At 63.5% G+C, this 18,388-nt stretch carries 17 protein-coding genes and 1 other RNA gene; 3 read left to right on the top strand and 15 right to left on the bottom strand.

Going from position 1 to position 18,388, the window contains the following annotated elements; translation table 11 throughout:
• Positions 1-18: 18 nt before the first annotated feature.
• The 14 genes from mraY to ACP154_RS09135 form a co-directional block, all read right to left on the bottom strand.
• The gene (gene mraY / locus ACP154_RS09200) at positions 19-1,119 is read right to left on the bottom strand and encodes a phospho-N-acetylmuramoyl-pentapeptide-transferase (RefSeq protein WP_107712702.1); all 1,101 of its coding nucleotides are present in this window, start codon (positions 1,117-1,119) and stop codon (positions 19-21) included.
• A 15-nt stretch (positions 1,120-1,134) separates the two neighbouring features.
• Positions 1,135-2,544 (bottom strand): UDP-N-acetylmuramoyl-tripeptide--D-alanyl-D-alanine ligase, encoded by a 1,410-nt coding sequence (locus ACP154_RS09195; protein WP_424993780.1) that lies wholly within the window; start codon positions 2,542-2,544, stop codon positions 1,135-1,137.
• A complete protein-coding gene (locus ACP154_RS09190; RefSeq protein ID WP_421859735.1) occupies positions 2,541-3,998 on the bottom strand; it encodes a UDP-N-acetylmuramoyl-L-alanyl-D-glutamate--2,6-diaminopimelate ligase in 1,458 nt (485 codons plus the stop codon). The genes ACP154_RS09195 and ACP154_RS09190 overlap by 4 nt, the downstream gene beginning before the upstream one ends.
• A complete protein-coding gene (locus tag ACP154_RS09185) occupies positions 3,995-5,830 on the bottom strand; it encodes a peptidoglycan D,D-transpeptidase FtsI family protein (RefSeq protein ID WP_421859737.1) in 1,836 nt (611 codons plus the stop codon). The genes ACP154_RS09190 and ACP154_RS09185 overlap by 4 nt, the downstream gene beginning before the upstream one ends.
• Complete coding sequence (ftsL, locus tag ACP154_RS09180) at positions 5,830-6,192, bottom strand: cell division protein FtsL (protein ID WP_421859739.1); 363 nt, start codon at positions 6,190-6,192, stop codon at positions 5,830-5,832. The genes ACP154_RS09185 and ftsL overlap by 1 nt, the downstream gene beginning before the upstream one ends.
• Complete coding sequence (gene rsmH / locus ACP154_RS09175) at positions 6,189-7,193, bottom strand: 16S rRNA (cytosine(1402)-N(4))-methyltransferase RsmH (RefSeq protein ID WP_421859740.1); 1,005 nt, start codon at positions 7,191-7,193, stop codon at positions 6,189-6,191. The genes ftsL and rsmH overlap by 4 nt, the downstream gene beginning before the upstream one ends.
• Positions 7,190-7,654 carry a division/cell wall cluster transcriptional repressor MraZ gene (locus ACP154_RS09170; protein WP_028284499.1) on the bottom strand — a complete coding sequence of 155 codons (465 nt, stop codon included), beginning with the start codon at positions 7,652-7,654 and terminating at the stop codon, positions 7,190-7,192. Before ACP154_RS09170 ends, rsmH begins: the two co-directional genes overlap by 4 nt.
• A 220-nt stretch (positions 7,655-7,874) precedes the next feature.
• An RNA gene (gene rnpB / locus ACP154_RS09165) (RNase P RNA component class A) lies at positions 7,875-8,279 on the bottom strand.
• Between the two features lie 75 nt (positions 8,280-8,354).
• On the bottom strand, positions 8,355-8,729 hold the full coding sequence (locus ACP154_RS09160; protein ID WP_133725156.1) for a DUF2141 domain-containing protein: 375 nt from the start codon (positions 8,727-8,729) through the stop codon (positions 8,355-8,357).
• A 68-nt stretch (positions 8,730-8,797) separates the two neighbouring features.
• Positions 8,798-9,535, bottom strand: a complete 738-nt coding sequence (locus ACP154_RS09155; protein WP_421859742.1) for an N-acetylmuramoyl-L-alanine amidase — start codon at positions 9,533-9,535, stop codon at positions 8,798-8,800.
• Between the two features lie 12 nt (positions 9,536-9,547).
• Complete coding sequence (locus ACP154_RS09150) at positions 9,548-10,459, bottom strand: EamA family transporter (RefSeq protein ID WP_133725154.1); 912 nt, start codon at positions 10,457-10,459, stop codon at positions 9,548-9,550.
• Between the two features lie 107 nt (positions 10,460-10,566).
• Complete coding sequence (locus ACP154_RS09145; protein WP_421859744.1) at positions 10,567-10,857, bottom strand: hypothetical protein; 291 nt, start codon at positions 10,855-10,857, stop codon at positions 10,567-10,569.
• 99 nt (positions 10,858-10,956) lie between these two features.
• Positions 10,957-11,661, bottom strand: coding sequence for a molecular chaperone DjiA (locus tag ACP154_RS09140; protein ID WP_107712691.1), 705 nt, complete (start codon positions 11,659-11,661; stop codon positions 10,957-10,959).
• Positions 11,662-11,712: 51 nt separating this feature from the next.
• Positions 11,713-11,850 carry a hypothetical protein gene (locus ACP154_RS09135; protein WP_421859746.1) on the bottom strand — a complete coding sequence of 46 codons (138 nt, stop codon included), beginning with the start codon at positions 11,848-11,850 and terminating at the stop codon, positions 11,713-11,715.
• A gap of 22 nt (positions 11,851-11,872) precedes the next feature.
• Here ACP154_RS09135 and ACP154_RS09130 point away from each other — a divergent pair, with 22 nt between their 5' ends.
• From ACP154_RS09130 to ACP154_RS09120, 3 genes are all read left to right on the top strand, one after another.
• The gene (locus tag ACP154_RS09130; RefSeq protein ID WP_421859748.1) at positions 11,873-15,472 is read left to right on the top strand and encodes a hydantoinase B/oxoprolinase family protein; all 3,600 of its coding nucleotides are present in this window, start codon (positions 11,873-11,875) and stop codon (positions 15,470-15,472) included.
• Between the two features lie 141 nt (positions 15,473-15,613).
• Positions 15,614-16,018, top strand: coding sequence for a BLUF domain-containing protein (locus tag ACP154_RS09125; RefSeq protein ID WP_133725151.1), 405 nt, complete (start codon positions 15,614-15,616; stop codon positions 16,016-16,018).
• A gap of 176 nt (positions 16,019-16,194) precedes the next feature.
• Positions 16,195-16,734: a fasciclin domain-containing protein gene (locus ACP154_RS09120; protein WP_133725150.1), complete on the top strand. Its 540-nt coding sequence runs from the start codon at positions 16,195-16,197 to the stop codon at positions 16,732-16,734.
• 59 nt (positions 16,735-16,793) lie between these two features.
• Here the strand turns inward: ACP154_RS09120 and rimK are convergent, their stop codons facing one another.
• Positions 16,794-18,215 (bottom strand): 30S ribosomal protein S6--L-glutamate ligase, encoded by a 1,422-nt coding sequence (rimK, locus tag ACP154_RS09115; RefSeq protein WP_107712687.1) that lies wholly within the window; start codon positions 18,213-18,215, stop codon positions 16,794-16,796.
• Between the last annotated feature and the right edge of the window lie 173 nt (positions 18,216-18,388).

Genomic DNA, 18,388 nt, shown 5'->3' with positions numbered 1-18,388 from the left:
GCCCGCCGATACAGCGGCCTAGCGAAGCTTCAAAGTGGACAGGCCGATCAAGGCGAGCACAAAGGCGATGATCCAAAAGCGGATCACAATCGTGGGTTCAGCCCAGCCCAGCTTTTCGAAATGGTGGTGGATCGGCGCCATGCGGAAGACGCGCTTTCCGGTGAGCTTGAAACTGGCCACCTGGACCATCACTGACACCGCTTCGAGCACGAACAGGCCGCCGATAATCACCAGGACGATCTCGTGCTTGACCGCCACCGCGATCGTGCCGATCGCGCCCCCCAGCGACAAGGAGCCGGTATCGCCCATGAACACCATGGCGGGCGGCGCATTGTACCACAAAAAGCCCAATCCTGCGCCGATCATGGCCCCGCAGATCACCGACAACTCGCCTGTGCCGGGGGTGAAGTTCAGGAACAGGTATTCTGAATACACAGACGAGCCGACGAAATAGGCGATGAAGCCAAAGCTCGCCGCCGCGATCATCACCGGCACGATAGCAAGACCGTCCAGCCCGTCCGTCAGATTCACGGCGTTAGACGCCCCCACGATCACCACCATGCCAAACAGGTAAAAGGCATAACTCAGCGGGACCAAAAGATCCTTGAAGAACGGTACGGCGACCGACGTGGCGAAATTGTCCGGCGTGTCCGGCGCGGTGTCGAGCAGATACACCATGGCCACCACCGCGATCGCGGCGATGATGAATTGCAAGATCAGCTTGCCCTTGCCCGACAGGCCTTCGGTGGATTTCTGGGTGACCTTGCGCCAATCGTCGATGAAGCCGATGGCGCCAAAGCCTGCGGTGACAAAGATCACCACCCACAGATAGGGGTTGGTGATATCACCCCAGATCAGCGTGCCCGCCAGAATGCCCGCCAGAATGATGAAACCGCCCATGGTGGGGGTGCCCGCCTTGGCGACGATATGGCTTTCAGGTCCATCGGTGCGAATCGGCTGGCTGCCCTTGGTGCGCAGCCAGCCAATGAAAGGATTGCCGATGGCGAGCGCGAGCACAAAGGCGGTCATCATCGCTGCGCCGGTTCGGAAGGTCAGGTAATTGATCAGGTTAAGGGCCTGAAACTGATCAGCGAATGGCGACAGCAAAAGATACAGCATGGTCGAATGGGCCCTTTAGGCGGAGGCGGTGGCGGACGCAGTCTTGTCGCGCAAGGAAGACACAAGTTTATGAACGCCAGATGCGTTTGATCCCTTAACAAGGACCACATCTCCATCCCGCGCCAGTTCGGTCAGGCTTTCAACCACAGTGTCCGCGTTCTCGCACCAGTGCGCACGCAGCGCTGGCGGCAAAGCGTCCATCAAGGCGCGAGCGCCCTCGCCCACTCCGATGACCTGGTCCACCCCCGCTTCGATCAACGGCTCGGCCAGGCTGGCGTGCAAGGCCCGGCTGTCTGGCCCCAGCTCCAGCATCTCGCCAATCACCGCCAGCTTGCGGCCCTCGCCGTGTGGTTTTCTGAGTTTGAGCGCGCTGAACGCAGCGCGCATGGACGCGGGATTGGCGTTATAGCTTTCATCCACCACCTCGATGACGCGACCTTTAGAGAGCTGCGCAAAAAAGGCGACGCCGCGTCCGGCGGTGGGTTTGAGCTCAGACAGCGCATCCAGCGCCAGGTCAGGATCAACGCCAGCGCCCAAGGCCGCCGCCACCACGCCCGCCGCATTCACCGCCTGATGCGCGCCGGGCAAGCGCAGGCGGAAATCCATCGGTTTGCCCATGACATCCATGCGGCCCACGCCTCCATCCGGTCCTTCGTCATAGGACAGAATGCGCACCGCGGCGCCGGGAGTAAGACCGAAATCCAGCATAAATCCGGCGCCCGAACCCTGCACCGCCTGCATCAGGCGCGGGGCGAATTCGTCATCGGCCGGGATCACCGCCACACCGTCTGCTTCAAGCCCTTCAAAGATTTCAGACTTGGCGTCAGCAATGGCCTCCATCGAGCCCAGATTTTCAAGATGGGCGGGCGCGATCTTGGTGATCATCGCCACATGCGGACGCACCATCTGGGTCAGCGTGGAAATCTCGCCCTTATGGTTCATGCCCATTTCAAACACGGCGTGCCGGGTGGCTTCGGGCATGCGCGACAGGGTCAGCGGCACGCCCCAATGATTGTTATAGCTTTTCTCGCTCCAATGGGCAGGGCCGGCCTTGCGAAACACCGCGGCCAGCGCTTCCTTGACGCTGGTCTTGCCCACCGAGCCGGTCACGCCTACGCGCACCGCGTCCGAGCGCCGCCGGGCGCCCTCGCCCAGCTTGATCAGACCGTCCAGCACATCATTGACCACCAGACGCGGACCCGAGCAGACCTCGGGGCGCGAAACCAGCACCGCCGCAGCGCCCTTTTCGAGCGCGGCCTGCGCAAAATCATGGCCGTCGCGACGATCCGTCAGAGCGATGAACAGATCACCGGGCTGAAGCGTGCGCGTGTCGATTGAGACGCCTGTCGCGCTCCAGCCGCCCTCTGTCAGGCGCCCGCCGGACGCCTCGGCGGCTTGCTTGGCGGTCCAGAGCGGTTCGGTCATGTCGTCCCTCCCCGCGCTTGCAGAAGTGTGGCGACGATCTGGGCTTCATCAAATGGAATGATGCGGTCGGCCAGAATCTGTCCCGTCTCATGCCCTTTACCGGCGATCAGAAGGACATCGCCTTTTTGAAGCTGCTCGATCCCGGCGCGGATCGCGGCTTCGCGATCCGGGATTTCCTGCGCATCAGGACACGCGGCCATGATTGCCTTGCGAATGTCGGCGGGATCTTCGGTCCGCGGATTGTCGTCGGTGACGATAGCGATATCGGCCAGCCGCGAGGCGATCTCGCCCATGGGCGCGCGCTTGGTGGCGTCGCGGTCGCCGCCTGCGCCAAACACCAGAACAATCCGGCCCTGGGTGTGCGGCCGCGCCGCGCGCAACAATTTGTCCAGCCCGTCAGGCGTATGCGCGTAATCGAGCAGCACAGGCGCGCCGTCCATAGTGGTCCCCACCGTCTGCAAGCGCCCGGCGACGCCCTGCAACGCGCCCATGGCGTCAAACGCCTGATCGGGCTGCACGCCGCTGGCGATGGCCAGAGCCGCCGCGGCCAGCGCATTGGCGGCCTGGAACTCGCCGATCAAAGGCAGGTCCACCTCGCGCTCCTCGCCTTTCCAGCTGAAGCGCACATGCTGACTGGCGGGATGGGGCGTGATCTCATGCACGGTCAGATCGCGCCCGCGCCAGCCGATTTCGACAGGGCTCAGCCCTGCGGACTGGGCCGCCTGCGCCACACGCGCGGACCAGTCTGAATCCATATTGATCACCGCCGGCGCGCCCATGGGCGCCAGCGTTGAGAACAGCCGCATCTTGGAGGCGAAATAGTCCTCAAAGTCGGGGTGATAATCGAGATGGTCCTGGGTGAGATTGGTGAAGCCCACAAGCGCCAGACGCGCGCCGTCCATGCGGCGTTGCTTGAGCCCGTGCGAGGACGCCTCCATGGCCAGATGGGTGACGCCTTCCTCTGTCAGCTTGTCCAGGCTCTCATGAAGCGCGATGGCGTCAGGCGTCGTATAGCCCACATCCGTTCGGCCTGAGGCGCGGGTCACCCCCAGGGTTCCCAACGCCGCCGCTTCAAGGCCCGCCGCCGCCCATATCTGGCGCAGGAACTCAACGGTCGAGCTTTTGCCATTGGTGCCGGTCACCGCCGCGATGGTTGCGGGCTGACGCGGATAAAACCGCGCCGCAATGGCTGACAAGGCGCCTGCCGGGTCTTCCGTTTCAATCACAGGAACGGACGCGCGCGTTCCCTTCGGCGCCAGCACGCAGGCTGCGCCCTTCTCGATCGCCATGGGGATGAACTGCGTTCCGTTGACCTTTACGCCGGGCAGCGCCGCGAACAGCTCGCCGGGCTTCACCTTGCGACTGTCGAGCGCCAATCCTGTGATTTCAAGGTCCTTCGCTCCCGCCGGGGCGCTCAGGCTCTCAGGCAGCAAATCAACAAGCGTACGGATCATTGCGGGTCCTCGAATGCGGCGTCTTCCAGCGCGACCGGCTCCTCTGACGGGGCGACGATGCGCGGACGGGGAGCGAACAGTTCCGCGACCACCGAGACTTGCGCCTCAGGGTCGGCGTCATGACGGTCGATGTCCAGAACACCGGCCAGTGCGCGGATGATTTCGCCCGCCGCCGGCATAGCCGTCCAGCCTGCCGTGGAGAAGCCGTGGGTTTCAGCGGTGGGCTGGGGCCGGTCCATGGACACCGTCAACACATATTGCGGGTCATCGAACGGAAAGACGGCCACAAATGTATTGAAGGTGCTGCCTTCCACATACTGACCGCCGACGACCCGTTCCGCCGTGCCGGTCTTGCCCGCCACGGCCAAACCTTCCACATCCGCCGACCCTGTTTGGGAGCGCGCCACAAACTCGCGCATCACGCCCAGCACCTGGGCGGCGACGCTGGAGCTCATCACCGGCACGCCCGCCACCGTCTCGCCAGGGGCGACCGGACGCAGGGTGGGCGGGGTGTAGACGCCGCCATTGGCCAGCGCAGAATACGCCGCCGCCAGCGCCAGCGGGCTGACCTGAAAGCCATGCCCGTACGATGCGGTCATGGTCTGGATGCGGCCCCAGCGGCGCGGCAGGCTTGGCCCTGCGGCTTCCAGCAGCTCCACGGGCGGCGCCTCAAACAAGCGCAGATCGGCGTAAAATCCGGTCAGATCGTCCGCGCCAATCGTATCGGCCATGCGTGCAGAGGCGATATTGGAGGAATAGAGCACCATTTCCCGCGCAGTCAGCGGACGGTTCTCGCCGCGATAGTCATGAATGGCGTGACCGCCGATGCGCACCGGGGTCGTGGCGTCATAGACATCGTCCATATGCACGCTGCCGGCTTCGAGACCGGCGGCGAGCGACAAGGGCTTGAATACGGACCCCAGCTCGTAAACGCCCTGCACCGCCTGATTGAACAGCGGGTCGACATCAGAGCTGGGCGCGGTCGCTTCGGCGAACCGGTTTGGGTCATAATCAGGCAAGGAGGCCATGGCGATGATCTCGCCGGTGCCGACCCGCATCAGCACCGCCGATGCGGCCGCCGCCTGATGGGCCGCCATGCGCTCGCGCAAAATGCTTTCAACCCGGTATTGCGCCGTCAGGTCAATGGACAGGCTGACCGGGCGTCCGCCTTCCGCGAGCTCGGCTTCAAACGCCCGCTCGGCGCCCGCTACGCCTTCCATCTGGCCGTCCACATAGCCGACCAGATGGGCGGCGACGCGCTGCTTGGGATAGATGCGCCCCGGCTCGACGCGGAAATTCACGCCCGGCAGCCCCAGAAGGTGGATCGCCTGGCGCACGCGCGGACTCAGCCCGTCTGCGATGGGGACATAGCGCGAATTGGATGACAACCTGCGTGTCAGCCGCTCCACATCCAGATCAGGCAGCACCGTGGCCAGCTGCTGGGCGACCTCTTCGGCGTCCCAGACATAAAGCGGATCGGCGTAGACTGAATGAAAGTCGAGTGTGGCGGCGAGGATTTCACCATCGCGATCCAGGATCGAGGCGCGGCGCACGGGCGCCAGTTCGGCCGCAGACGCCACATTTCGCGCATCGGCCTCGCCGTTAAAGACCGCGATCTCCACCGCCCGGCCCGCCGAAATGACGAAGCCGACGCTTAACACCAGACCGATGACGCTCAGACGCGACCGGCGACGCTCCGCCAGATTGCTGCGATTTTCTATGCGCACACGGCGCATGGCCTGCGCCGGAGCCGTCTCCACCGGCGCAGGCGGGGTGGCGCGTCGGTCATCCTTGACCCGCACCCGCCGTGAAAGCCGCCGGAGGATCTTCATCAGTTCTGTCCGGGATTGGCGTAAGACACCCGCGCCGTGGGCAAGCCCTGTTGCGGGGCGCGCAAACCTTCAGGCGCGCCCTGAGCGCTCAGGCGCGGCAGTTCGGAAAACGCCAACTCCTGCTCGGGGCGCACCGGCTCGAAGCCCAGATAGGCGCGCGCCAGCCGGCGCAGGTTCTCAGGCTCTTCCTGGTGAGCGATTTCTGCATCCAGCGCACTGATCCGGCCGCGCTCGCGCGCCAGCTCAGCCTGCAATTGCGCCAGTTTTTCTGAATCGCTGGCGGTGCCTGATTTGGCCACATACAGCGCGGCGAGCAGGATGGCGGCGACGAGAACGCCGACGATTTCAACGATGCGGATCATTGAACACACTCCTCAAGACGGCGATAGGGCGGCACGCCCGCAAAGCCTTCTTCATCACGGGGCCAGGCCGGATTGTCAGTCCGGATCCCGGCGCGCAGCTTGGCGGACCGCGCGCGAGGATTTTCAGACGCCTCCATGTCGGAAGCGGCCTGCGCTTTCTTGCTGATCACCGAAAAGCTCGGTTCGCGCTCAGGCTGGATTTCCGGCTGGTGTCGCGACCCGCCGCCCATCAGGCCGCCGCGCTCGCGCAGAAAGGTTTTCACGATGCGGTCTTCCAGCGAATGGAAGGTCACCACCACCAGACGCCCGGCGGGCCTGAGCACGCGTTCAGCCGCTTGAAGCCCGCGCACCAGCTCGCCCAGCTCGTCATTGACGTAAATGCGCAAACCCTGAAACGAGCGCGTCGCGGGGTGGATGCGGCCCGGCTTGCCGCCGACCGCCTTGCCGATGATGTCAGCCAGAACCAGCGTGCGGGTGATCGGCTCGATTTCACGGGCGCGAATGATCGCCTGCGCAGCGCGGCGTGCATGACGCTCTTCGCCATAGACTTTGAAGATCGCCGACAGCTCATGGGCTTCAAGATGGTTCACCGCGTCCGCCGCGGTCGGGCCGGACTGGGACATGCGCATGTCGAGCGGGCCGTCTTTCTGGAAGGAAAAACCGCGCTCGGCTTGGTCGAGCTGCATGGAGCTGACGCCCAGATCGAGCACCACGCCGTCCACGCCCGAACTGCCCGCCGCCTCGATAATGGCTTCCATCATCGAGAACGGGCCGAAGCCGAAGGCGAAACGCCCCTTATAGGCCGGCTTCATCAGCTCGGCGGTTTCGCGCGCGCTCGGATCGCGATCAATGCCGAGCACCCGGCAGTCCGCAGCCCCCAGAATGCCGCGCGAATAGCCGCCCGCACCAAAGGTCCCATCCACATACAGACCGCCGTCACGCGGCTGCAGCGCCGTCAAGACCTCATCGAGCATCACCGGGATGTGGGAGGCGTCGTTCATGACTCATCTCCCCGACGGCGGGACGGACGGCGCAGCGCAGACTTGTTGTCGCGCGCAAAGGCCAGATCGTCTTCCGCCTGATCAGCATGCGCGGTCGGATCCCAGATCTCAAAACGCTTGCCCATGCCGATGAACACCGCCTGCTTGGCGAGACCGGCATGGTCAATCAGCTCTTTGGGCAAAGACACGCGGCCGGTGGAGTCAAACGACAATGCCTTGGCGCCGCCAAAGATCACGCGCTCAAACGCGGTGCGGGCGGGGTCGTAAGGGTCCATGTCTTCGATGGCGTCTGAGTAATCCTCCAGCAGGCGCTGTCCCCCGCCTTCCAGAAAGGGGCCGTTGAAGGAACGCCAGACATAAATGCCGGGAAAGCCCTGGCCGGACACGGTCGCGCGAAAATCGGCCGGTACAGACACCCGCCCTTTCGCATCAATCCCGTTGGTCGTCGTGGAGACGAACATGACCGGCTTAGCCCCATACCTCACCCGCACCCCATCATGGCGGGTTAACTATGGGATAACATGGGAAAGCATGGGTTACAATGGTCCTAACCTGTTGCGAACCCCGCTTTACCGCATGAGAACTAAGAATCCCGTGATAAATGGACCCCGAAAACAAGAACAGATTGAGAACAGATTAGCCGAGACGTTAACCTTTGACGGTGCTAACGCTCAAAAAAGCAAGATCAGAGGGCCTATAAGCCGGGTTCTGTCCCATGCCATCCCATTAAGGATGACCGGGGGCGACCATTCCTCTAGGACGCCGCTTGCACGACGCCTCCAGCGACCTACCCGGACCTCGACGCGGAGGCGCGTCTGTCTCGCCGAAGCGAAACGCGGGTCCCTATTCGGTCTTGCTCCAGGCGGGGCTTGCCGTGCCCCCTTCCTTGCGGTCGGGGCGGTGGGCTCTTACCCCACCGTTTCACCCTTACCGCGCCGAAACGCGGCGGTTTGATTTCTGCGGCGCTGTCCCTAAGCCGGAAAACCGGCCCGCCGGGATTTCCCCGGCGCCTTGCCTCCATGGAGCCCGGACTTTCCTCTCCTGCAGGGTTTCCCCTGTCGCAGCAGCGGCCGCCCGGCCCTCTGATCTCCCATCCCATCACGAAAAAGGCCGCCGCGGTCAAGCGCGACGGCCAGTTTTCGACAATGCGAGGGCGTCGAGTTAGCGGATCGACAAGGCGATTTCGGTCTCGCCCTCCGTGATGGTGACGGCCGCATCAGAAAAGCGGGGCGGGCCGAAATTCATGGGCGGATCGTTGGAGATGGTCACCGGCTCCGCCGGAATGCCGAACGCCATGGTCCGCATTTCGCCGTCACCCTCAGGATCGCGCCAAACCTGGATCGCCCAGTCGCCAGCGGGAATATCTTCAAAGACAAACACATCCTCGGCGCTGGCGGCGCGACGCTGGCCGTGCTCGCAGCGACCGCTCAGAAAAGTGTCTTCCGAGCAGATCGAAACATACATGTCGCCTTCAGGGTTCGGCGTGCTGACGCTGACAGAGACAGAGCCCAAGGCGGCGATGAGGGAGAACAACATGGGACAAGCTCCTTTGCTTTGTTGTCCCCAGATTGCCTCGTTCGCGCTCGACGATCAGGTTGCAGGCGTCACCCATTTGAGATGACAGATGTCACATCTCGCCGCAGCCCTTCGATAAGGGCGCAGGTCTGCTCATCCGCTACACCGTTCAGACGCTGCGGGCGGAAGCGACGCTGAAAGGCCAGAACGACCGCTTTCAGCGACTCGTCATAAACGCCAGAAGGCGCGACGCCATAGCCAATCTCAACGAGCGCCTGACGCAAAGTCGTGACGGCTTTTCCCTCATCATCAGGGGCGCAGGGCGAGAGGGCGGAGGCAACAGCCTGCGGCCACAGACCGACTCCCGCCTCGGCGAAGCGCTTCCAGGGAAACTGCTCGCCCGGATCCTGTTTTCTGTCAGGCGCCAGATCGGAATGCCCGATCACATCGCACGCTTTGATCTCATGCCGCGCGAGAATGCCCTGACAGAGCGTCAGCACCGCCTCGATCTGGGTGTCGGGATATTCGGGCAGGCCGAAATCATGACCGCCATTGACGATCTCGATGCCGATCGAGGCGGAGTTGATGTCGCTGCAGCCGCGCCAGACGCCCTTGCCGGCGTGCCAGGAGCGCTTGTCTTCGGCCACCAGTTGGACAATGCGGCCATCCTCCTCGACCACATAATGGGCGCTCACTGAGAACTCCGGATCGCACAGCCGCTCGATCGCGGCCTCGGCGGTCTCCATGCCGGTATAGTGCAACACCAGCATCGACAGCGGCAGGCGGCGATCATTGAAATTGGGCGATGGGCGCTTGATCACGGCCATGCGTCACTCCTGCTAGCGCGGACGCGCCATGGGCGTTGTGGCGTCCACCGTTTTGGCGCGCCGCGCCGCAACCACGCCAACGCCGGCCAGCGCCAACACGCCGCCCACAATCAATTGCCAGGTGACCGGATCGCCCAGCAGCACCACGCCCAGAATGACGCCGATCAGCGGCCCCATCAGAGTCAGAGGGGCAATGAGGGACGCGTCGTAGCGGCGCAGCAGATAGTAGAACGAGCCATGTCCGAAGATATTCACCAACAGGACGGTGAAGGCCAGCGATCCTACAAACCACCAGCCGCCCTCCAGCGACGCGGCGATCTGGTCGCGCTCAAACAACAGCGTCATGGCCAAGAGCGGCGGCCAGGATATCAGCCCGATCCAGGCCTGAAGCGACATGGCGGACATGTCCGCCTTCTTTACCAGGATGGAGCCCGCCGCCGCCGCGAACGCGGCGCCCACACCGGCAAGGAGTCCCGCAGTGAACGAAAACTCGGCCGGTTTGAGCACGACCAGCGCGGCGCCCGCGAAAGCGATCGCCATGCCGCTGCCCCGGATCCAGCGCACCCGTTCTTTGAGGAAGATGATGGAGAGAACTGTTGTGAAGGGCACCGCCAGCTGAACCACAATGGCGATAGCGGAGGGCGAGGCGTAACGCAGCCCGACAAACAACAGCGCGAACTGGATCGCGCCCATGGTCAGCGCTGCGCCAATCACCACGCCCATTTGAGCCGGCACGGGCCTCAGCCACGGCCCCAGCACCGCATAAAGCAGGAAGAAGCGCAGGAAAGCGAAGAAGAAGGGCGGGCTGCCCTCAAAGCCGTCCACCAGAACCGGCGTCCCGGACAGGGACCATTTCGCAACGACGAAATTGAGTCCCCAGACGAGGCAGACACCAAAGAGAAGGGCGAAGTGGCGAAATGACATGACTTCGCTCTAAGCGAGCCCGCCCTCGCCCGCAAGCAGAGTGTCGCTCACGATCAATTTCTGAATGTTAGCCGGGGCGACGCGGGCAGGCGCGCCCTTGAGCTAAGCTAGACGCCGCGTGGCTGGTCTTCGCCGTCCACGGTCCAGCCATGGGGGCCGCGATGCGCGTCGAGCACGGTCCGGTCTGTCTGTTTGCGAGAGCGTTTGACCACTTTGCGATACGCCCAGTAGCCTGCAGCGCCAATCGCGGCGAGTCCTGCAACGACAAAAGCCGCCATGGTGAGAAACGCCGCCAGCACCAGGACCAGACCGATCACCGCCACAGCCGCCAGCCCTGCAATCAGCGCGCGCAATCCACTCATCAGGCCGCGAGCGTCATATGTCTGTTGGTGCGTCATCACGATATCTCCACGGTGAGTCAGTCGTCCCCGCCTTCACTATAGTTTGGGGGTTCAACGCCTCAGGTCAATGCTACAGCCTCAAGCGTGAAAGAATTGTCATTCAGCCGGAGCGCCCAGCCCTTTGACATCACGCTTGCGGGTGATTGCAGCGTAGGCGGCGTTGATCACCGCCATCTTCTCCACAGCGATGCGCTGCATCTCGGCGGGCGCGCCGCGCGCGATAAGCCGGTCGGGATGGTTTTGTGAGGCGACCTTGCGATAGGCGGACTTGACCGCCTGCTCATCGGCGTCCCGGTCAATGCCCAGGATCACATACGGGTCATCTTCAGGCGCGCCCAGATGCGCCACGCGGATCCTGTCATACTCACGCGCGGTGAAGCCGAACACATCCGCCACCCGCGACAGAAAGTCATCTTCATCCTGGGTCACGCGTCCATCGGCCTTGGCGATATGAAACAGGCCGTCCAGAACGTCTTCCAGCACCGCTGGATGGTCCTTGAACCGCCGCGCCAGCCGACGCGCATAACCGTCAAAGCCCAAAGTCGTCTGCTTGGCGAGATCGAAAGCCCGGCGCAGCGAGACTTCAAAACCGGGCGGCGCCTGAAACACCTGCAGGAAGGCGCGCTCTTCATTGCGCGTCACCACGCCGTCAGCTTTCGCCATCTTCGCGCCCAGCCCGATCAGAGCCATGGCGAATTCCGCGTCATCCACCGCACGCCCAGGGGGGCAATCCTCGCCCCGGCACTCAAACGGATCGTTTTGCCCGGTGATCAGGTCGGCCAGCTTGCGCCAAAAGCTCATCCCCCTGCCTCCTTTATCGGAGCGCCGGTCAGGCCGCGTGGAGTTGGAAAGCTACGCTGCATCCGCGAAATAATAGCCAAAAGCGACCGCTGACGCCATGATTTCGCGCATCAGATCAGGGGCGGCGTATGCGGCCACATTCTTGCTCTGTCCGGGCAAGCTGTGCTGTTCATAGCAAAAGGCCGACACACTCGCCGCCAAGGAGTATCGCGTGACCCGATCTGACGCCGCCCAAGCTGAATGGGAAATCTGGATTGATCGCGGCGGCACGTTCACCGATGTGATCGGGCGCTCACCCGACGGCCAACTGCAAGCGCTCAAACTCCTCTCAAATTCAGACGCCTATGAGGACGCCGCCACCGAAGGCGTCCGGCGCTTGCTGGGTGTGTCTGCCGGCGACGCGCTGCCGCAGGGCGCTCTGACTGCGGTGAAAATGGGCACGACCGTGGCCACCAACGCCCTTCTGGAGCTGGACGGCGCGAAAACCCTGTTTCTGGTCACCCGCGGCTTCGGCGACCTGCTGATCATCGGCGACCAGACCCGGCCCGATATCTTCGCCCTCGACATTAAACGGCCCACGCCGCTGCCCGCGCGAACAGTGGAGATTGAGGGCCGCCTCTCAACCCATGGAGACGAGGTGACCGCGCTTGATCTGGACGCCGCCAGGACTGCGCTGGCGCAAGCGCGGGCAGACGGCTTTGACAGCGTCGCCATCGCCTTCATGAACGCCCATGTGAATGACGCCCACGAACAGGCCGTCGCCAAGCTGGCCCAGGAGATCGGGTTTTCCCATGTCACTCGGTCCAGCGAAGCGAGCCCGCTCATCAAGCTCGTGCCGCGCGCCTCGACTGCGGTGATCGACGCCTATCTCGAGCCGGTGCTGCGCGATTATGTGGGCCGGGTGGATACGGGCCTTGAGGGGGCGCCGCTCTATTTCATGCAATCAGGCGGCGGCCTGTCGAGCGCGAAACATTTCAAGGCGCGCAACGCGGTCCTGTCCGGTCCCGCCGGCGGGGTGGTCGGCATGGCGCTCACCGCGAAGTCAGCGGGTTATGACACGGTCATCGGCTTTGACATGGGCGGCACCTCCACCGATGTGTCCCGCTTTGACGGCGAGAGCTATGCGCGCACCGACATGGCCAGCCTTGATGGTCGCGTGCTGCGCGCGCCCATGCTCAGCGTGCACACCGTCGCGGCGGGCGGCGGCTCGGTGCTCGACTTTGATGGCGAACGCGCCCGTGTCGGTCCGCGCAGCGCTGGCGCGGATCCGGGGCCGGCCTGTTATGGCCGGGGCGGCCCGGCGGCGGTGACCGACGCCAATGTGGTGCTGGGCCGCATTCAGCCGGACTGGTTTCCGAAAGTCTTCGGTCCGAACCATGACCAGCCGCTCGATGTGCAAGCGGCGCGCACCGCGCTGGGAGAGCTGGCGGACAAGATGGGGCTCGACAGTCCTGAAGCCGCAGCCGAGGGGTTTTTATCGGTCGCCATCGAAGCCATGGCTGACGCCATCAAACAAATCTCGACCGCCCAGGGCGTCGATCCGCGCGGCTATGCGCTGAACGCCTTTGGCGGCGCGGGCGGCCAGCACGCTTGCAAGGTGGCGGAGGCCTTGGGCATGCGCACAGCGCTCATACACCCCAAGGCGGGCCTGCTGTCCGCTTACGGAATCGGCTTGGCGCCTTTGCGCGACACACGGCAGGCGGGCCTTGAAATCGCTTTTGACGCAGCCGGACTTGAAACCGCAGAACGCACGCTGGAGGCTCTCGAGAGGGAAGCGCTGCAATCACTGAAAGACCAGAGTGCGCGAGATATTTCGGTCGCAAAAGAAGTGCGCATCCGGGTTCAGGGCTCTGACACCGCCCTGCCCGTGGCCTGGTCCGATGAAGCGAGCATGCGCTCAGACTTTGACGCCGCGCACAGCCAGCTCTTCGGCTTCACGCCCGATGACGCCGTGCTGATCCTTGATTCCGCCGCCGCAGATGCGGAAGGCGCCCCCGCGGGCGCGCCGCGCGCCGGAGCCGATCTGCCCCCTCAGAGCGGTGCGCCTTCACCGCGCGCCGAGGCCGCGATGCACAGCATGGGCGAAAGCCTGAGCGTGCCGGTCTTTGAGCTTGAGAATCTGGGCGCCGAGGCGCGCCTGTCAGGGCCGGCGCTGATCATGGACGCCAACCAGACCATCGTGCTCGACCCGGGCTGGCGCGCCGACCGGCTGGCGGACGGTATGCTGGTTTTGACCCACGAGGCCGCAGCCCCGCTTCAGGCGGGCGACACCGCGCTCGATCCGATCCGGCTGGAGCTGTTCAATCGCCGTTTCATGTCCATCGCCGAACAGATGGGCGTGGTGCTCGAACGCACGGCGCATTCGGTGAACATCAAGGAACGCCTCGATTTTTCCTGCGCGGTGTTTGACGCTGAAGGCGGCCTGGTCGCCAACGCGCCGCATATGCCGGTGCATCTGGGCTCGATGTCGGCCAGCGTGCGCGCCGCGGTCGAAGCGCATCCCGATCTCGGCCCCGGCGATGCGGTCGCAGTAAACGCGCCCTATAATGGCGGCACGCACCTGCCCGATGTGACGGTGATCCAGCCGGTCTGCGACGAGACCGGCGCGCGCATGTTCTATGTGGCGTCGCGGGGTCACCATGCCGATATCGGCGGCATTGCGCCGGGCTCCATGCCGCCCTTCTCCAAGACCATCCATGAAGAGGGCGTGATCTTTGACAGCGTCAGGATCCTTCATGACGGCCGGTTCGACGAACAGGCTGTGCGCGAGGTTCTGGCGTCCGGCGCCTATCCCGCCCGCAATCCCGATCAGAACATCGCCGACCTCAAGGCCCAGCTCGCCGCTTGCGCCAAGGGCGCAGCCGAGCTTCGCAAGCTCAATGATCAGGACGGCACATCTGTGGTCCGCGCCTATATGGGCCATGTGCAGGACAACGCCGAACGCGCCGTGCGCCGTGTGATCGAAGCGCTGTCAGATGGCGAAGCAGAGATGCGGCTTGAAGACGGCGCGGTCATTCGTGTGAAGATCAGCGTGGATCAGTCTGACCGCACCGCCGTGATCGACTTCACGGGCACCAGCGACCAGCGCCCCAGCAATTTCAACGCCCCGAGCGCGGTGACGCGCGCGGCGGTGCTCTATGTGCTGCGGTGCCTTGTGGATGACGCCATCCCGCTCAATGAGGGCTGCCTGAAACCCATCACCTTGATCGTACCCGAAGGCAGCCTGCTCAATCCCGTCCCGCCCGCCGCTGTGGTGGCCGGCAATGTAGAGACCAGCCAGCTCGTGGTGGACGCCCTGTTCATGGCGACAGGCCGGATGGCCTGCGCCCAGGGCAGCATGAACAATTTCACTTTTGGTGATGAGACCCGGCAGTATTACGAGACGATCTGCGGCGGCGCAGGCGCAGGCTATGGCGCCAACGGATCCGGGTTTTCCGGAGCCAGCGCCGTACACACGCACATGACCAATTCGCGCCTGACCGATCCTGAAGTGTTGGAAGCGCGCTATCCGGTGCGCCTGCTGGAGCACGCGGTGCGCCACGGCTCCGGCGGCGATGGCGCATTCAAAGGCGGAGACGGATCGGTGCGACGCATACTGTTTCTGGAGCCCATGCAGGCAGCCCTCTTGTCTGGTCGACGGACCGAGCACCCCGCCGGCCTGAACGGCGGGTCACCCGGCGCAACAGGCGCACAGGCCCTGTTGCGCAAGGACGGAACACGCCAAGACCTGGATGCATTGTTCAGGCTCGATGTCGAAGCGGGCGAGAGCCTGGAAATCCTGACGCCGGGCGGCGGTGGAGCCGGAGCCTAAGCCATTCAATTCCCAAGATGTATACGTATAAAACTGCTTATGGTTACACTAAATGCGTTCACCGTGGTGAATTCGGCTTTTTTCACTCGCCGACTTCCATAAGTTCCTAACAAGTTTGAAGGATTCCATCAGGAGACTTGGGTGTTCCGAGTCGCATACCGCAGCATGCTGCGCGCCGATCTCGGCGTAGCGGAAATCGACTCATTGCTCAAAAGCAGCGAGGCGCATAATCGTGATGTGGACGTGACTTCCGCCTTCTTGATGAATGGGAGACGCGTCCTGCATGCGCTCGAAGGCCCGCCCAAGGCTGTCCGATCCATCCTTGAATGCATCTGGGATGATCGGCGCAACGAAGAATTCTCCATTCTGGACATCGCGCATGGCGAAGCGGCTCTGTTCCCAGACTGGCCGCTGAAAGTCATCACGCCTGAAACCCTCAGCGCGGACGCGGGGTTGCGAAACCATCAGGGCGTCACATGGCTCGCCAATCTGGAGGGCGGACTGGATGCGTATTTTGCGCCACTGCCGCCAGAGAGCAGCGCCTAACGCGACGCCCAGCGCCCGCAGCCTCCAGGTTTGTCCCCTCTCGATAAAGATTAAATTGCGTTAAGATTGATCCAGCGCCGCAAGCGCTGCGTAACCATGGGTGTTCCAGCGCGACTGGAATGCCTGTCGGCCAACCGCCCGCAGGTTTGATCCTCACCCCCTTATGGGAGACAGACATGCGTACTTTCACTGCTCTGACCGCCGTCGCTCTGAGCGCCGCCCTCGCCGCCCCGGCCCTGGCGATCGACGCCGGCGCTGCTTCCGCCCCCAAAATGACCAAAGACCATCATGCCAGCCAGCCGTCCATCGTGGCGATCGCCACCAGCGATGACAGCTTCTCCACGCTGGTGACCGCGCTGCAGACCGCCGAGCTGGTCGACGCACTGTCCGGGGACGGCCCTTTCACCGTCTTCGCGCCGACCAATGACGCGTTCGCCGCTGTGGGCTCAGACACCCTCAACGCATTGCTGCAGCCGGAAAACCGCGATCAGCTGACCTCGATCCTGACCTATCACGTGGTTCAGGGTGAATACATGGCCGCCGGCACTGCGCCCGGCGCCTATGACCTGACCACTCTGCAGGGCGACACCGTGAACGTCGTCGTGGCCGCTGACGGCTCTGTCACGGTCGACGGCGCCTCTGTGATCGCTGCAGACGTCGACGCCTCCAATGGCGTCGTACACGTCATCGACAGCGTGATCATGCCGGGTCAGTAACCCGGTCAGCCCTGGCGTTTCGTCCCCCTCCCCCGCGAACGCAAGGGCTTTTTCGTCTGCTAGTCCGCAGCCGCGTTCGGTGCAGCCTTGCCCTTGCGGCGGCGGACTGGCGGACGACGCAATGCGCGCACATGGGATTCGATATGGTCGATGATGATCTCGGCCACGTCCTTACCACTGGACTTCTCGATGCCTTCAATGCCGGGTGACGAATTCACCTCAAGCACTTTCGGGCCTTCATCCGAGCGCAATAGATCCACCCCCGCCACGGACAGACCGAGCGCTCGCGCCGCTTTTACGGCCGCCGAGCGCTCTTCTTTTGAAATGCGCACCCGGCTCGCCTGACCACCCCGGTGCAGGTTGGATCGGAACTCGCCCGGCTGCGCCTCGCGCTTCATGGCCGCCACCACCTTGTTGCCGATGACGAAGCAGCGAATATCGACGCCCGAGGCTTCCTTGACGAAATCCTGAACGATGAAGTTGGCGTCGAGCCCCCGGAAGGCGTCGATCACGGATTCCGCCGCCTTGCCCGTTTCCGCCAGGATCACGCCGCGCCCCTGCGTGCTTTCCAGAAGCTTCACAACCAAAGGGGCGCCGCCCACATGCTCGATCAGGTTCTTGGTGTCTTTCGGCGAGTGCGCAAAGGCGGTCGTCGGCATGCCGATGCCGGCGCTCGCCAGCACCTGATGCGCATAGAGCTTGTCGCGGCTGGCCCCGATAGATTCAGGCGTGTTGAGAATATAGGCGCCGGTCATCGCGAACTGGCGCAGCACCGCCATGCCGTAATTGGTCATCGAAGCGCCAATGCGCGGAATGACCGCGTCATAGCGCGGCAGGCGGCGGCCATCATAATAGATCGCCGGTGACAGCGCATTGATCGCCATGGTGCAACGCGCCGTGTTGATCATCTCCGCCACATGGCCTTGCGCTTCGGCGGCTTCCTTCAGGCGCTGGGAGGAATAGTTTTTCGGCTCGCGCGTCAGGATGGCGATCCGCAAGGGCCGGTGCACCGGCTTGCTGCGCGGCAAGTGCTGATACAGATCATAGCTGAGCTCTTTTTGCGCGCACGACTGAGTGGGGCTGACCACCATGTCGTCAAGAATCGCCGTCCGCCCCAGCAGCATGCGATAGGCCATGTTTTCCCGATTGGTCAGGGTGACCTCGATGGGCCAGGTGCGCTCGCCGATTGTGACATTGGCTTCAATCACCCAGCGCAGCTCTGTCTCGCCGTTTGACGAGGTGACTTCACGCCGGTCCACCGCTGGCGCCGCGCACACCACTTCCAGATCAGGCTGGTCGGGAATGGGATGCATGACAAAGCGAACCTGAGGATTATCGTCAGGTCCAAACGGCTCAATCGCAACGGCATGTAAGGCGCTCGTCTTCGCCCCTGTATCCACTTTGGCTTTAATCGCCGGAAGGGCGAGCCCCGAAAACGAGGCCCATTCTTCCCAGCCCAGGACGAACGGCTCATCAGTCATGCAGCGAGGACCTCCAGTAAGAACGGAAAGGCGATGCGTTACATGGCTCTTAGTGTTTCGTCCATCACGGGGTGACGCAAGCGCTGATTATTCGCGATTTGGAAACGCTGCCTTGTCTGAAACCGCCCTCGTTTTCGATCCAACGGGTCGCCATGTTCTGCACCCAAGCAGAT

Source organism: Oceanicaulis sp. (assembly GCF_965249665.1).
In the GTDB taxonomy this organism is placed as follows: Bacteria; Pseudomonadota; Alphaproteobacteria; order Caulobacterales; family Maricaulaceae; genus Oceanicaulis.
The sequence above is the reverse complement of the archived record's forward strand: the minus strand, read 5'-3'. Positions and strand labels throughout refer to the sequence as shown.